General features: G+C 46.5%; 7 protein-coding genes. 6 read left to right on the top strand and 1 reads right to left on the bottom strand.

Features of this window, described 5'->3' with window-relative positions:
- Nucleotides 1-9 precede the first annotated feature (9 nt).
- Nucleotides 10-5,199 carry a S8 family serine peptidase gene (locus SLU01_RS00385; protein WP_147054161.1) on the top strand — a complete coding sequence of 1,730 codons (5,190 nt, stop codon included), beginning with the start codon at nt 10-12 and terminating at the stop codon, nt 5,197-5,199.
- A gap of 311 nt (nt 5,200-5,510) precedes the next feature.
- Nucleotides 5,511-11,627 (top strand): S8 family serine peptidase, encoded by a 6,117-nt coding sequence (locus SLU01_RS00390; RefSeq protein WP_147054163.1) that lies wholly within the window; start codon nt 5,511-5,513, stop codon nt 11,625-11,627.
- Nucleotides 11,628-12,217: 590 nt separating this feature from the next.
- Here SLU01_RS00390 and SLU01_RS00395 read toward each other — a convergent pair.
- Complete coding sequence (locus SLU01_RS00395) at nt 12,218-13,699, bottom strand: DHA2 family efflux MFS transporter permease subunit (RefSeq protein ID WP_147054165.1); 1,482 nt, start codon at nt 13,697-13,699, stop codon at nt 12,218-12,220.
- A gap of 393 nt (nt 13,700-14,092) precedes the next feature.
- Here SLU01_RS00395 and SLU01_RS00400 point away from each other — a divergent pair, with 393 nt between their 5' ends.
- The 4 genes from SLU01_RS00400 to SLU01_RS00415 all read left to right on the top strand — a co-directional run bounded on the left by SLU01_RS00400 (nt 14,093) and on the right by SLU01_RS00415 (nt 16,965).
- A complete protein-coding gene (locus SLU01_RS00400; RefSeq protein WP_147054167.1) occupies nt 14,093-14,698 on the top strand; it encodes a 3'-5' exonuclease in 606 nt (201 codons plus the stop codon).
- 447 nt (nt 14,699-15,145) lie between these two features.
- Entirely contained in the window at nt 15,146-15,457 is a 312-nt protein-coding gene (locus SLU01_RS00405) for an RNHCP domain-containing protein (RefSeq protein WP_147054169.1), read from the top strand.
- A gap of 80 nt (nt 15,458-15,537) precedes the next feature.
- Nucleotides 15,538-16,449: a S16 family serine protease gene (locus SLU01_RS00410; RefSeq protein WP_147054171.1), complete on the top strand. Its 912-nt coding sequence runs from the start codon at nt 15,538-15,540 to the stop codon at nt 16,447-16,449.
- Between the two features lie 60 nt (nt 16,450-16,509).
- On the top strand, nt 16,510-16,965 hold the full coding sequence (locus SLU01_RS00415; protein WP_147054173.1) for a GNAT family N-acetyltransferase: 456 nt from the start codon (nt 16,510-16,512) through the stop codon (nt 16,963-16,965).
- Nucleotides 16,966-17,346 lie beyond the last annotated feature (381 nt).

The following is a 17,346-nucleotide window of genomic DNA, read 5'->3' on the forward strand; positions in this document are numbered from 1 at the left end:
ATAGGTATTTTGAAGAAACATTCTTTTGCAAAGCTGCTAAGTACGTTCCTTGCGTTCGTCTTAGTGCTTTCCATGCTTACGCCGTACACGGTTTCCGCAAACTCGGACCCGACTGGCGCAGCTGAAACATCTGCAACAAACGCAACAAAAACCTTCAAAGAAGACCTCTCAGATGAAAAAGTCATGCAGCAAAAAGCGGCTGTCGCTGAACAGCTCGACCTGCTCGGCGGAGAAGCGAAACTGCATGAACAACTTCAAAACATCAAAGGGAACCAGCAAGTTCCAGTCATCATCCATCTATCCGAAAAATCAGTAGGGCTCCAAACGGGTCTTAACAGATTATCAGGACGAACACTCTCCAAAAACGAAGCGCAACAAGTGAAGCAAAAAGTACGGAACCAACAAATCAATGTGAAAAAGGAAATGGTTGTCAAAGGCATCCAATTCACAGAAGGCTTCACTTATGACACTGTCCTAAACGGTATGTCAGGTACAGTCAGAGCAGACGATCTGCCAAAACTCCTAGACGTGAAAGGAGTCACGCTTGTCGAACCTGACACCATCCTGCACGCATCGGAGCTAGGCAAATCGAAAGAACTTAATTCTTCAAAAGGACTTAAAAAACCAGCCCCATCCGATTCGAAACTTGAAGAGAAGGGCAAAGCCGGACAAGTCGATGCTCAAATGGATACAAGCATTGGTTTCCTCGGCATCAAAGCACTTTGGAATGAAGGTTATGAAGGACAAGGCATCAAAGTCGCTGTTCTCGACACAGGCATCGACGCCGATCATCCAGACTTCCAAGGGATCTACAAAGGCGGAAAGAACTTCATTCCGAATAGCGGCACTTACACACGTCCGCGCGCAGATGACGACGCATCCGAAACGTCACCTGTAGAACGCCCGGCAGGCACACCGGAATTCAACGATCGTGGAAGCTCATTCTACACATCCCACGGTACACACGTCGCGGGGACAATTGCCGCAATCGGCAACAACGAATTCGGCATTAAAGGAATCGCGCCGAAAGTCGACCTTTACGCATACCGTGTACTCGGCGCATATGGCAGCGGTGCCACATCAGGCATCATTAAAGCAATCGACACAGCAGTTATCGAAGAAATGCACGTCATCAACCTGTCACTAGGCGGTGGCGCCAACACTGAAACAGATGCTGGCTCGTTCGCCATCAACAACGCCATGCTCGCAGGCACAATTTCAGTCATTGCTACTGGGAACTCCGGACCGAACCGTGGCACGATGGGCACACCAGGCACAGCCCGTCTCGGCATCGCAGTCGGTAACACGACAAACCCTGAAGCGAACTACTCCGGTGAAGTAAACATTATCTCCGGCAGCTACAACCTATCCAAAACACTTAACCTAATGGGTACAACTTACGGACAAGACCTCGCCACTCAACTGAACGGCGAATACAGCATCGTCGCAGTCCCTGGCATCGGACAACCGTCTGACTACGCAGGACTTGACGTAGACGGCAAAGTCGCACTCGTCTCTCGAGGGGATATCGCATTCGTCGATAAAATCGCAGCAGCGAAAGGCGAAGGCGCCATCGCCATCATCGTCCACAACTTTGCTGGCGGAACAGGCGCACCAGGCGTATCCGGTACATTCCTTGGCGACGACTTCGAATTCATCCCGACATTCGATATGTCCCAAACGGACGGCGACGCAATCCGTGCAGCACTCAAACAAGCGGAAGGCACAATTTCTTTCGGCAACTTCAGTAAGACAATGACAACAGGCGACGAAGTGAACGACTCCAGCTCACGCGGACCGTCCACACCAAACTTCGACATCAAGCCTGACGTCTCAGCACCGGGAACGAACATCATGTCCACAATCCCGATGTACAAAGCAGATTTCCCGGAAGCGACCTATGAAAAGGCCTTCACGCGTAAAACAGGAACTTCCATGGCCACACCACATATTGCGGGAATCGCGGCATTAGTGAAACAAGCGAATCCGAGTTGGGATGCATTCGATGTCAAAGTCGCGCTTTCCAACACAGCTAAAGTCCTTGACACAGGCAAGTACGACGTATTCGCACAAGGAGCCGGTCGCGTACAGGCATACGCAGCAGCGCACCCGGAAATCCTTGCATACGCAATCGACATCGCAAACAATGACGGTGAAACTGTCGAAAACAAGAAAGGGACAGTCACATTCGGTCCTCATGATCTCAAGATGGGCGACGTCGAAGTGACAAAGCAAATTCTTGTCAAAAATGCTAATGGTAAAGGCGGCAACTATAACGCTACTGTCCAATTGACGAAAGCGTTCGCAGGCGCAACTGTCACAATTGACAAACCAAGTTTCACATTATCAGGCGAGCAGCTGCTCAACGTCACTTTGAAAGCTCCAAAAAATGCGAACGTAAAAGCCGGCGATGAAATCCTCGGATATATCAACATCAAAGGCGGCGATACAGAAGTCTCCTTGCCATTCGCAGCCGATTTCGGCGGAGAAGCCGCAGTTGAAATTAAAGACATGGAAATCACAGAAACTGATCTTAGCTTCAACGGCGACGGCGTGAAAGACGAAGCGATGCTTTACTTCACAATCACGGGCGACGTTTCGACGAACTTCCTTGAATTGTGGGACATCATGGATCCTGAAGGCGGCGTCTACGATGACGGCTACATCGGCTACCTTCACGCGGGCAATGCACTCGGTGCAGGCTCTTACCAGTTAGCGATTAAAGGAAATTACACACCGTGGGACGGCACCGGCTCTGCAACGATTCCGGACGGTCTTTACACAATTGATTACACAGCACAAACAGTATCCGGCAACCCGCCAGTAATCGGTGATTATGTCGGTCCAATCGTAGTTAAATCTGAAGCGGGCACTATCGAGGGAACGGTCGAAGGCACAACTGCAAACGGTCAAATCGATGACGCATACATCGCTTACCAAGCAGAACTTGTCAACTACGGCATGGGCTACGACATTAATACGAAGCTTAAAGCGACCTACGAAGTGATAAAAGAAGGGGAAGTCATCGCATCCGGCCCAGTCAAGTTGGCACAGGACGGTAAATTCTCATTCGATCTTCCACAGTTGAATAAAAAAGACAACTCGGTCAAGGTGAAGTATGAAGACGCAGCAGGCAATAAAGCTGAAGCGGTCATCTACAAAGCCGGCGACGAAGTGGAAGAAGAGATTTCATATAAAATCAATTACACATCGCTTGCACTTGAAATCGGCGAGTCCAAGCAATTGACAGTAACAGAAACAACGCCAACAACAGAGAATGATGTTACAGATCGCGCAACATTCACTTCTGCAAACGAAGCAGTTGCAACTGTCAAAAATGGTCTCGTCAAAGCGGTGGGCGCAGGCAAAACGAACATCACAGTCACTTACAAGAACTTCACGACAACGGTGGCGGTAGAAGTTGCTGAAAAAGCGGTTGATACAGTCTCCTATTCTGTAAACAAGTCGAAAATCACTCTTGAAGCAGGGAAAAAGGAACAGCTGACAGTAACAGAAACAACGACAAAAGCTGACGGTTCGATTGTAGAGAAGGACGTCACGTCTAACGCTACATTCAAATCGGGCGATAAAGCGGTCGCAACTGTCCATAAAGGTCTTGTCACAGCGGTAGGTCCAGGGAAGACAGACATTACTGTGACTCTAAAAGACTTCACAGCGACAGTCGCGGTCGAAGTAACCGAAAAAGCGGTAGACGTGGTCACGTATTCTGTGAATAAAACAAACCTCACGCTTGAAGTAGGTCAAAAAGAACAGCTGACAGTAACAGAAACGACGAAAAAAGCGGACGGTTCGATAGTTGAGAAAGACGTCACGGCAAACGCGAAATTCGTCCCTGCAAACAAAGCTGTCGTAACTCTTAATAAAGGCCTTGTCACAGCAAAAGGAGCAGGCAAGACTGATATCACAGTTACTCACAAAGACTTCACAGCGACAGTAGCGGTTGAAGTAACCGATAAAGAAAAAGACATCGTCACTTATTCTGTGAATAAAACGGCTCTTACGCTTGAAGAAGGTCAGCAAGAGCAACTTATCTTAACAGAAACGACGAAAAAAGCGGATGGCTCGATAGTTGAGAAGAATGTCACAGCCGACGCGAAATTCGTTCCGGCGAACAAAGCTGTTGTAACCCTTAAAAAAGGTCTCGTCACAGCAGTGGCACCAGGCAAGACGACTATCACGGTCACGCATAACGAATTCAAGACGTTAGTAACAGTTCAAGTAACAGAAAAAGCTGTCGATATCGTCAAATACTCAGTGAATAAAACACAGATGACTCTTGGCGTAGGCGAACAAGAGCAACTGTATGTCACGGAAACAACTTTGAAACCTGATGGCAGTATCATCGAAAGAGATGTTACAGGAAGCCTTCGATACAATGTTATGAACAACAATTACGCAACTGTCCAGAAAGGTCTCGTTACAGCAATAGAAGCGGGCATGACACAAGTGCGTGTCCTGATTGACGGACATGAAACGATTATCGTTTATTTGACGGTTACACAAAAACCGCAATACACGACAACCTACTCCATCAATCTTTCGGACGTGTATATTAACGTCGGTCAACAGGAACAGCTATATGTAACGGAAACAATCGTAACAGCTGACGGCAATGTGGTTTCCCAACGGGACGTTACAGGAGACTTATCCTATAAGGTGATTGACAATTCAGTTGCCACAGTGAAAAAAGGCCTTGTGACAGGTTTGAAAGCCGGCAAATCACAATTGCGTATTGAGGTGAAAGATCAAAACAGCGGTGAGCTTAAAGAAACAATTTATGCCTACATCACTGTTATGGAACCTCAGCCGGACAAAGTCACATATGAACTTAACCGGACTAACATGAAAATGGAAGTCGGCGAACAAAAGCAATTGAAAGTGACAGAAACAACCGTCACACCTGCAGGGGTAATGACACAACGCGATGTAACGGTAAACGCGAAATTCAAAGTCGTCAATAACACAATCGCGACCGTTTCAAAAGGTCTTGTCTCGGCACATAAGCCGGGCAAAACGCAAGTCAATGTAACCTTGCCGGACGGAGTCAATACGTTCGTCTATCTTGAAGTAACAGGGCAAAACGGAGCTGAAGATCCATCCACACTCACAGATATTGATTCCACGGATGAAATCATCATTCTGGACACAAACGTTGGCTTCACAGCAATCCAAATCTAAAACTAAAAGAGAAGGACCAACCTATCCGCATCATCGCGAAGGTTGGTCCTTCTTTTGGAGGTGCCTGCCACCCAAAAAAAAGTTTGAAAACACCGTGGCACCCCCTACCAAAATCCCCAATTTAGCAACTTAGCTACATTCTCATAATTCCACGATTATCCATAATCCCTCCGAACTAACAACGTACCTACCTTTGAACGATTTTTCTGAAATATACCGCATATCAACAAGAATCGCTATTTTCAAACTAGTTTCCCTATGCTATCTTGTATTGGCACGAATCTACCAAACTACAAGGGGGAATAGGTATTTTGAAGAATCATTCTTTTGCAAAGCTGCTAAGCACGTTCCTTGCGTTCGTCTTAGTGCTATCCATGCTTACGCCGTACACGGTTTCCGCAAACACGGATCCGGCCGATGCGGCAGAAGCAGCAACCGAAAAACAAACGAAAGCTTTCAAAGAGAAACTCTCAGATGAAAGCACCTTGGAGCAAAAAGCAGCCATCGCTGAACAGCTCGACCTACTCAGTGGCGATGCAAAACTGCATGAACAACTCCAAAACGTTAAAGGGAACCAACTGGTGCCTGTCATCATTCATTTATCCGAGAAATCAGTCGGACTCCAAACAGGTATCAACAAACAAAAAGGCAAATCCCTTTCCGCTACTGAAGCGCAACAAGTAAAACAAAAAGTGCGCAACCAACAAAATATGGCGAAAAAGGAAATGGTCATTAAAGGCATTCAATTCACAGAAGGCTTCACATATGACACCGTCCTGAACGGAATGTCAGGAACTGTAAAAGCTGACGACCTCGAGAAACTACTCGAAGTGAAAGGCGTCACACTCGTTGAGCCGGATACAATCGTTTACGCATCCGCACTCGACAAATCCAAAGAACTCAACTCTTCAAAAGGCCTCAAAAAACCAGCACCATCCGAATCAAAACTTGAAGAGAAAGCTAAAGCTGGACAAGTTGACGCTCAAATGGACACAAGCATCGGATTCCTCGGAATCGAAGCACTATGGAATGAAGGTTACGAAGGACAAGGCATCAAAGTCGCCGTCCTCGACACAGGCATCGACGCCGATCACCCTGATTTCAAAGGCATCTACAAAGGCGGCAAAAACTTCGTCCCGCACACAGGCAACGACTATGCACGCCCGCGCGCTGACGACGACGCTTCCGAAACATCACCTGTAGAACGCCCGTCGCACAGACCTGAATTCAATGACAGAGGAAGCGCTTTCTACACTTCCCACGGCACACACGTTGCGGGAACAATCGCTGCAATCGGCAACAATGAATACGGCATTAAAGGAATCGCACCGAAAGTTGACCTTTACGCATACCGCGTACTTGGCGCATACGGCAGCGGATCCACGTCAGGCATCATCGCCGCGATCGACACAGCAGTCCAAGAAGAAATGCACGTCATCAACCTGTCACTAGGCGGCGGCGCCAACACTGAAACAGACGCTGGCTCATTCGCTATCAACAACGCCATGCTCGCTGGCACAATTTCTGTTGTCGCAACAGGAAACTCCGGGCCGAACCGCGGAACGATGGGCACGCCAGCAACAGCCCGCCTCGGCATCGCAGTCGGCAACACGACGAACCCGGAACTATCTGCTGTCAAAGCGGAAGTGACAAACGGAGGATTCAACCTATCCAACAACGTGAAATTCTTCTTCACACCATATGGAAAAAACCTTAAAGAAGAATTGGCTGGTGAGTTGGATATCATCGCAATTCCTGGCTTCGGTCAAGAATCCGATTATGATCAGTTAGACGTCACAGGAAAAGTTGTCCATGTATCCCGTGGAGAGATCGCATTCACGGAAAAAATCCAATTTGCAACGGAAAAAGGCGCTAAAGCGATCATTATCTACAATTCAAAAGATCATGCAGACGGAAATGATAATCCTATGTCCAACGTCGGCAGTGGAGCTGCTTTCGATGTTGAGATCCCTTCATTCAACATGTCATACAATGATGGAAAGGCCATCAAGGATGGGTTGGATAACGGAGTCGGAAAAATCGTATTCGATGTAGCGAACCTAATCTATACGACTGGCGACGAAGTGAACGACTCCAGCTCACGCGGACCGTCCACACCGAACTTCGACATCAAACCTGACGTCGCAGCACCGGGCACGAACATCATGTCAACAATCCCGATGTACAAAGCAGATTTCCCGGAAGCCACCTACGAACAAGCTTACGCGCGTAAAACAGGAACTTCCATGGCCACACCACATATTGCGGGAATCGCGGCGCTAGTAAAGCAAGCGAATCCGAATTGGGATGCCTTCGACGTCAAAGTCGCGCTTTCCAACACAGCTAAAGTCCTCGACACAAGCAAGTACGACGTATTCGCACAAGGAGCCGGCCGCGTACAAGCATACGCAGCAGCGCACCCGGAAATTCTAGCATACGCAATCGACACCGCAAACAATGACGGTGAAACTGTTGAAAACAAGAAAGGGACCGTTACATTCGGCCCGCAGGACTTGACGAACAATGTTGAAGTAACAAAGCAAATTCTCGTTAAGAACGAAAACGGCAACGGTGGCACATATAACGCAACAGTTGAAGTGACGAAAAGCTTCGCGGATGCAACTGTCACAATCGACAAGCCGACATTCACAGTTTCAGGCGAGCAGCTGCTCAACGTCACATTGACAGCTTCCGCAAATGCAAACCCGGCACCTGGATCTGAACTTCTTGGATACATTCACATTACAGGTGGCAGCACGACTGCATCATTGCCTTTCGCAGCTGATTTCGGCGGAGAAGCAGCAGTTGAACTGCAAGACATGGAAATTACAGAAACTGACCTGAGCTTCAACGGCGACGGCGTGAAAGACGAAGCAATGCTTTACTTCACAATCACGGGCGACGTTACGACGAACTTCCTAGAACTTTGGGACATCATGGACCCTGAAGGCGGCGTCTACGATGACGGCTACATCGGCTACCTTCACGCGGGAAGTGCACTCGGTGCAGGCTCTTACCAGTTAGCGATCAAAGGTAACTATACACCGTGGGATGGTACCGGCTCTGCAACGATTCCGGACGGTCTTTACACAATCGACTACACAGCACAAACAGTATCCGGCAACCCGCCAGTCATCGGCGACTATGTCGGTCCAATCGTAGTTAAATCTGAAGCGGGCACAATCGAAGGAGCGGTCGAAGGCACTACTGCAACCGGTCAAATCGATGACGCTTACATCGCATACCAAGCAGAACTTGTCGACTACGGCATGGGCTACGACATCAACACGAAGTTGAAAGCGACTTACGAAGTATTGAAGAAAGATGAAGTCGTTGCATCCGGTCCAGTTAAGCTTGAACAGGATGGATCGTTCACATTCGACGTTGGTGCGTTGGATAAAGACGCAAGCGTCATCGTGAAATACGAAGATGCGGCTGGTAATAAAGCTGAACAGCTCTTAGTCGGCGACGGTGGAACGGGAACTCCTGTTGAAATCGATCCGATGGCTAAAGTACCGAGCGAACCGATTGCAGCTGATCATCCGACTGTATCGACGTTCAGCCTGGACAACGTTGCGATTTCTCCGAATACGGATGGAAACCGTGATGTAGCGAATTTCGAATTCAACATGAAGGTTGATCCGAATACTTCGGTCGCCATCAATGTATTCGATGCACAACGACCGACAGCTGGAAGATATGGTAACGGTATTATCGGAGACATCTTCTGGGATCATACGAAACCGAAAAGTAAAACAGGCAAGTTCGACGGTGTCTATACAGATGCTCAGACATTCGATAAGAAAACATTATCAGACGGCGTTTATGGTTTAGAATTGAATTCTCAAACAGCAGATCGTACAGTCATCTCGGCTTGGCTCCAGCCAGTATTCGTTAAAACGACTGCGCCTGAATTGACGGTCACAGCTGAGGGCAATAAGATCACTGGTTCAATCAATGACAAATTCATTGATTACAAAACGATCGTCAAAGAACAGTTCAATAAAGAATACGACTTGAACACGTATGTCGAAGTCATCGCGGTAGTTAAAGATGAGGATGGCGAGACGACGGAAAACAAAATCACGCTTGAGCAAGACGGTACGTTCTCCGCAGCTCTGAAAGGGGCAAAAGGGGAAAGTGAAGTAACTGTTTTTGCACAGGATATCGTACAAAACATATCAAAAACAACACTTGAATTGACAGAAGAATCGACGGTTGAGTATTCTGTCAGCAACGAATCTCTTACGCTTGAAGTCGGTGCTTCAGAGCAATTAACAGTAACAGAAACAACAACAAAAGAAGACGGCACGACAGAAGAAAAAGACGTCACAGCAGACGTAACATTCACTTCAGCTGACGAAGAAATTGCAACAGTAGAAAACGGAGTAGTCACTGCAGTAGCAGTTGGTGAAACTGAAATTACTGTGACATACGAAGACTTCACTGCAACAGTCGCAATCGAAGTGACTGAAGAAGTGAAAGATGAAGTTACGTACGCGGTGAATAAAACAAAAGTTGCCCTTGAAGCAGGTCATCAGGAACAACTATTTGTAACTGAAACAACGACAAAAGCGGATGGCACGAAAGAAGAGAAGGACGTCACAGCTGACGCAACATTCACTTCAGCCAATGAAGCAGTCGCAACAGTCGAAGACGGCAACATTACAGCAGTGGCAGCCGGTAAAACTGAAGTTACAGTGTCATACAAAGACTTCACTGAAACAGTGGCAGTGGAAGTAACTGAAAAGGCGGTCGGTGAAGAAACAGTTACGTATTCCGTCAATAAAACACAAATGATCCTTGGCGAAGGCCAGCAAGAGCAGCTGTACGTCACGGAAACAACAGTGAAACCAGACGGCACGGTCATCGAAAAAGATGTCACTGGACATCTTCGCTACAATGTTGTCAATAACACGCATGCAACAGTTCAAAAAGGACTCGTCACAGCTAAGAAAGCAGGAAAGACACAAGTACGCGTCATGATCGATGGTCAAGAAACGATCTACGTCTACTTGGAAGTAACGAAAAACCCACAAAATATCGTCACTTACACGGTCAACCAAACGCATTTAAACGTTGGTGTCGGCCAGCAAGAGCAAGTGATTGTAACGGAAACAACGGTCACTCCTGAAGGCGATGTTTTCGAAAAGGATGTAACAGGATTTGGTCAGTATAAAGTGATCGATAACTCAGTCGCAACAGTGAAAAAAGGTCTTGTCACTGGTGTGAAAGCGGGCCAATCCCAATTGCGCATCAACGTCTACGACAGCAATAAACAAGACAATCTTAAAGAAACAATCTATGTCTACGTGAAAGTGGAAGCACTCCCGCAAGACATCGTCACTTACGAACTCAACATGAACGAGATGACGATGGCAGTTGGCGAGCAAAAGCAATTGAAAGTAACTGAAACAATCGTGACGCCAGCAGGAAACACGACGCAACGCGATGCAACAGTCGACTCGAAATTCAACGTCGTCAATAACACGCTTGCGACTGTCCAAAGAGGACTCGTTTCCGCACATGCACCAGGCAAAACGCAAGTCCGCGTCGTCATGCCAAACGGTGACGTCACGCTCGTCTACCTTGAAGTGATGGGCGCACCTGAACAACCGGAACAACCAGAAGAGCCGGAAACACCGGATACAATCACGTTTGCAGTCAATAAACAACACGTTGCACTCGTTGAAGGTGAAACGGATCAATTGGCAGTAACGCAAACAACGACAAAAGCGGACGGCACTTCTTCTGATGAGGATGTCACAGCTGCATCGACATTCACATCCAGTAACGAAAACGTCGCAACTATCGCTGACGGCTTCATTACCGCAACGGGCGCAGGTGAAACAGAAATCACTGTGACAAACGGTGAATTCATAGCGACTGTCACGGTAACAGTCACAGCTGTCGAAGAGCCGGAAGTTGAAGAGCCTGCAACAAATGTGTACGTCGTTACAGAAGATCACGTTGGCGGCAAAAATGGAAGTCTTTATGTCGACCTATCAGCATTTGACGGGGAAGCCGACATTGAAATCAGTGCAGCTGTCTTACGCAGCCTCGTTGATGCGAAAAACGAAATCACAATCCAAAAAGACGGCGCAGTCTTCTTGCTTCATAAAAATGCATTTAAGGATTTGCACACTGATCTTACAATCTCAGTGGCGAAAAATGATGCATCAACTATTGACGGTGCCGTATCCGATATGTACACAATTACATTCTGGAGCGGAATGGGCGAAGCAAAACAACAATTAACAGCGCTCAACAAAAAGCTTGAAATTGTCATGTCGGTGTATGGCAATAAGAAAGTCAACATCCTGAATGTATTAACAAATGAAGTCGTTTCTAAGAATGATAAGCCGAAAAATGGCAAAGTCGAGTTCAAATCAGACAATGCCGGCAGCTTCGTAGCAATCGAAATCTAAAACAAAACCAGCCTTTCCGGTAATCGGAAAGGCTGGTTTTCTCTTAATTTGTCAAAAGCATTGGGCGCGACTAATGTCCGTTCCGGCGCAACACAATCAATGCTCCGCGCAACACAATAAAAAGCTATCGCGACGCAATCAATTCTGTTCGCAACACAATGAAACCGCCGCAACACAACGAAAGAGCCCCTCGCAACGCAATCAATTCGGTTCGCAACACAACGAAACCGTCGCAACACAACAAAAGCCCCTCGCAACGCAATCAATTCGGCTCGCAACACAACGAAACCGCCGCAACACAACGAAAGCTCCTCGCAACGCAATCAATGCGGTTCGCAACACAACGAAACCGCCGCAACACAACGAAAGTCCCTCGCAACGCAATCAATTCTGTTCGCAACACAATGAAACCGCCGCAACACAACAAAAGCCTCTCGCAACGCAATCAATTCGGTTTGCAACACAACGAACACCAATCGCAACACAACGAAAGCCCCTCGCAATACAATCAACCCATACCGCAACACAACGAACACCAATCGTAACACAATCAACCCACTCCGCAACACAACAAACGCACCTATCCTAGTCTATTCCTTCTCCTCCACCGACACCTCTTCATCCGGCTTCGCACGATATACGAAGAAAGCTAAAATAACCGCGACAATCGACATCGCAAAGGCGATAAAGTAGACGAGTTCAACGCCTGCCACCATCGCAAGATCAATCGTCCCAGGATCCTCAGGAGTCGCAGAGCCTTCCAAAACCTTCATCTGCCTTGCATTCAAAATGCTGATGAAAATCGAAACGCCAATCGCGCCGCCAACAGGCTGCAACGTCGACATAACTGCGGTTCCATGAGGATACAACCGTTTCGGCAATTGATTCAACCCATTCGTCTCCGCCGGCATCATAATCGCCGACACAGTCAACATGATTAAAATATACCCGACAACGACGACCCAAACAGGAGTGTCGACCGTCAATCTGCTCATCATGAACATCGTTCCGCTCAACACGATCGTCGCCGGAATCATCAGGACGCGCGGCCCGAATTTGTCAAAAAGATGTCCCATGAACGGAGACATAATTCCATTCAAAATGCTTCCCGGCAACAGGACCAAGCCGGCAGCAGCGGCAGTCAACGCCAACGGACCTTGCATATAGATCGGCAAAATGATCTCAGACGCAAACATCGCCATTATAATGATCAAAAACAGGATGACCGCATGCGTATACATCGGGTAACGAAATACCCGCAAATCCATTACCGGCTCCTCCAACTTCAATTGCCGTAGCACAAATAAAACAATACCGATGACGCCTGCAATAATTGCGGGCAACACATTTGCGCTTAAAAATCCATCTGTACTTTCTCCGACCGCACTGAAACCATACACAATCCCTCCGAAACCGACCGTTGAAAAGACCAATGAAATGAAGTCAATCTTCGGCTTCGTCACTTCTGACACATTAATCAAATACTTAGCTGCAAACAAAATTGAAAACAGTGCAAACGGAATAACGACGATGAATAAATAACGCCAACCGAGATATTCAACAATGATTCCGGAAAGTGTAGGACCAATTGCCGGCGCAAACATAATGACAAGGCCAATCAACCCCATCACTTTTCCTCGGCGTTCCGGCGGGAAAATCAATAAGAAAACGTTGAAAATGATGGGCATCAACAAGCCCGTTCCACTCGCCTGAATTAACCGTCCGACGAGCAAAATCGAAAACGTCGGGGCTGAGGCACTGACAATCGTACCAATCGTGAAAACAATCATCGTTCCAAGAAACAATTGCCTCGTCGTGAACCATTGCATAAGCAACGCGGAAATCGGAATGACAATCGCCATCACAAGCATGAAGCCGGTCGCCATCCATTGCACGGTCGGCAATTCAATCGAAAACTCATCCATTAACGTAACCATCGCGATATTCAGCAATGTTTCATTCAAAATCGCAAAAAAAGCACCGATAATGAGTGACAGCATGATCGGCATGACTTTCACATTCGGATCATCCGCCAAATACTCATATTTTTTCGGTTTCACAGTTTCCTGCATATAAAAAACTCCTCTCATCTACTTCAGTATTGTTGGCTTTCTTACGTAAAAGTAGTCGGAAAGGAGTTTCTCAAAACTCAAAAATAAAAAGAGAGGGCAATCCCATCTCTTAGTAATTCCGTATGAAATTGTAAAAAGGCAGTCCCATTCCGAGCACTCCACATAAGCAGAGCCGTCCATAGCTATTCAATTAGCCATTCATCATGATTCGGAATAGAATAGTTGCCATTTTTAAAACCCTCCGTTCGAAAATGTACGGCAATAATAGCATGCTCGCAAACACTTTGCAACTGATAACTGAAACACTAAAACAGATATCTAGTTTAATACTTTAAAAAACGTGTAATATAGTAATAGAATTGAAACAATCGATAAAAAGGATGTGCATCCAAGATGAGCCCAAACCGTAAAGCCGCCGATCTGCTGCAGTCAAAAACGGACATCCAAAACTGGGGTGCCCGAAGAGCCAACCGGAAAAAGAAATACAAAACGACATCCAGGCACGTCACAGATTATATCGTCCTCGACTTCGAAACAACCGGCTTCCGAGCTGGCGCGGACCGCATCATCCAAATCGGAGCCCTCAAATACATCAACCACGAGCGCGTCGAAGTCCTCAACACTTTCATCAACCCAGAACGTCACATTCCAATCACCATCACACGACTTACCGGCATCTCGAACGAAATGGTCGAATGGGCACCGACAATCGAAAACAAGATCGACGACCTGATCGAATTCATCGACGACCTGCCCATCATCGCCCACAACGCACCATTCGATATGGGATTCCTCTACGCCCTCGATAACATTGAAGGCATCCGAATCCCCGAATACACTGTCATCGACACGGTCAAACTCGCACGTAAAATGATCACAGAAACACCGAACCACAAACTGGGTACCCTGGCCAAGCACCTCCAACTCGAACACGATGCCCATGACGCAATCGGCGACTGCCTCGCCACAGCCGCTATCTACCAATACTGCACCCAATAACCGCCGAGCCAGGCGGTTTTTTTGAATGAAAACCTCCAACTTACACACTTCCCATATTTTTCAATTGTTTAAAAATACGAAAAGAAATGATAGTATATAATGGAATAGAAAACAAATTGAGTAGGAGTGAATGGTTTGAAACAAAAATTATTCACTTTCATTGTCATATAGGGGACGGATGCCAAAGTCAGTGATTAAAGGTGAACACCTACTAGTGGAAGGTGGGGAAATCCGCCTTACAGTGGTTGGGATAAAATCATAAACCCGATCGTGGTCCGGATCGAAGGATGGAAGAAGCCTTCGTGAAGCAGGAACTAGAAGTAATCGTTTTGTAGAGCAAGACGGTGAATCGGTCAATTCCCTTTAAAAGCCTGATGCTACTTCAGTGGAAAAACCAAACGGAACCCTTTTCTCCAAAGATGAAATAACATCTTGGAGGAATGGCAAATGAAAAGAAGAATAGAAAATACCGCATTCCAATGTGAAAACTGCGGCGCAAACATTGAACCGTTAACAAATGGCAGCTTCCGAAACCATTGTCCCGTATGCCTGTACTCAAAGCATGTGGACAATTTTCCGGGGGACCGCGCAAGTAAATGCAAGGGATTAATGAAGCCGATCGGCCTTGATTATTCCGGAAAAAAGGGCTACCAGTTGATTCACCAATGTACAAAATGTCAAAAAGTCGGCCGCAACAAAGTCGCGACTGATACCATTCAAGCAGATAACCTTATTCAATTTATGACACAGATTGGATAAATATCGCGTTTTCTATCATAGTGCTTTGGCTTAACCCGCCAAAGCACTTTTTAACTGTATTGCTAGGAAAGGAACATGATATGAAAAACCAGACTAACCCACTAAATCGCTCAACCAAGCTATTGGCATTTGTCTATAGCATTTTCATAGTAGTCCCCATCTATTTCTTACTTGGCAATGCCTATTATTTGGATTATATAAGCGGTTTCATATTTCTAGGGGCATTAATAGGTCTCATGGTGCTTATTGCAATCCCACTCATTATTTTCCGGAAAGATAAGTTTAAGAGTCTTACTGCCATTTTGACATTCGTATTATTGTCTCTCTTTTGCGGCTATGAAATTCGACTCCTCGGGTATGAGAGCAATACGTTTATTGCAGAAGTGTACAGAGAACCAGAAGAAATTATACAAAACTCCGGGATATATATTTTGTCGATTGGACTTAACGATATTTACTACATGGAAGAGGAGGAGATGGTAAGAGATATGTACGAAAAAGAAGGCATTCAAATTTTTGATCTGTATAAAATTAAAAACCGGAATAGGTACAATGGCAAAACAAATGAAATAATACGATTTTTGGGATTTGGAAAAGAGCAATTTCACGTAATGGGGGAGAATGTAAGAGGTTTTATTGGTGAAGATACTTCAGTTATTAATGAATTTCTGAATCGGGAAAATCTTGTTGGTGACAGTGCTGGTCTGGCGTTGGGGCTTTCATCGATGGTCCATCAAGGCAGCTTGCATAACCAAATTCCAATCGGTGTCACTGGAACGTTAGAACCAAATGGAAGGGTCGATCAAGTCGGCGGAATAACAGGGAAGATGATCATATCGGAACAAAATGGATTTCCGTATATCATTGTTCCAGATGCAAATAAGGTAGAAGCGGAAGCTGTAAAAAAACGTGAAAACTTAGCAATTGAAATTATACCTGTTCGTCATATTGACGAGGCTGTAATGGTCATGAAGGAACTGAACACACAGTAAAAGAAGGGAAATTCCCGACACCTGTAGAATAAAACAGGAATACTTGAAAGGGGAATACCCATGAACCTCACACTCGAAAAAGTAAACCAAGACAATATACGCGCCTGCGTCAAACTCGAAGTAGCTGAATTACAAAAAGACTTCATCGCCAAAAACGTCAACACCATCGCCTGGGCCTACGTCGACCCGAACTTCACGCCATATGCAATCCTCGACGGCGAAACCGTCATCGGCCTGCTCGCTATCGAAGACGTACCCGAAAATGAAGACTACGACCGTTACTGGATCCCGCGCTTCATGATCGGCGAACAATACCAAGGCAAAGGCTACGGCAAACAAGCGATGCACGCAGCCATTGATCTGCTCTCGGCCAAACCCGACTGCCAACGAATCCGCCTATCCGTTTGGCCTGAAAATCCCGGCGCCATCGAATTCTACCAAAAAGTCGGCTTCACCCTAACCGACGAACTCCTCGAAGACGAACTCGTCATGGACTATTACATCCAACAACCTTGAAACGCTCCCACCCAGGAGCGTTTTTCACGTAATCGCATCCCAAAACCAACACCCTAATTTGTCAAAACCATTTAGCGCGACCCGCTGTGTCTATTAATAGAAGAAACTCTCGCGGTTCTCAGTAAACCCATTCAAAGAGTTCCCATTCTCCCGCGCCAAGTTCTCGTTCTAGATCAAGGAGTTCTCATTCTCCCGCGCCAAGTTCTCGTTCGAGATCAAAGAGTTCTCATTCTCCCGCGCCAAGTTCTCATTTCAGCTCAAAGATTTCTCATTCTCCCATGCCAAGTTCTCATTCCAACTCAAAGAGTTCTCATTCTCCCGCGCCAAGTTCTCATTCTAGATCAAAGAGTTCTCATTCTCCCATGCCGAGTTCTCATTCCC

The sequence above is a fragment of the Sporosarcina luteola genome (assembly GCF_007991495.1).
Classification (GTDB): domain Bacteria; phylum Bacillota; class Bacilli; order Bacillales_A; family Planococcaceae; genus Sporosarcina; species Sporosarcina luteola.

Excerpts from the sequence above, each read along its gene's own strand:
- SLU01_RS00400 (WP_147054167.1), top strand. The coding sequence starts at position 14,093 with ATGAGCCCAAACCGTAAAGCCGCCGATCTGCTGCAGTCAAAAACGGAC.
- SLU01_RS00405 (WP_147054169.1), top strand. The coding sequence starts at position 15,146 with ATGAAAAGAAGAATAGAAAATACCGCATTCCAATGTGAAAACTGCGGC.
- SLU01_RS00415 (WP_147054173.1), top strand. The coding sequence starts at position 16,510 with ATGAACCTCACACTCGAAAAAGTAAACCAAGACAATATACGCGCCTGC.
- SLU01_RS00395 (WP_147054165.1), bottom strand. The coding sequence starts at position 13,699 with ATGCAGGAAACTGTGAAACCGAAAAAATATGAGTATTTGGCGGATGAT.
- SLU01_RS00410 (WP_147054171.1), top strand. The coding sequence starts at position 15,538 with ATGAAAAACCAGACTAACCCACTAAATCGCTCAACCAAGCTATTGGCA.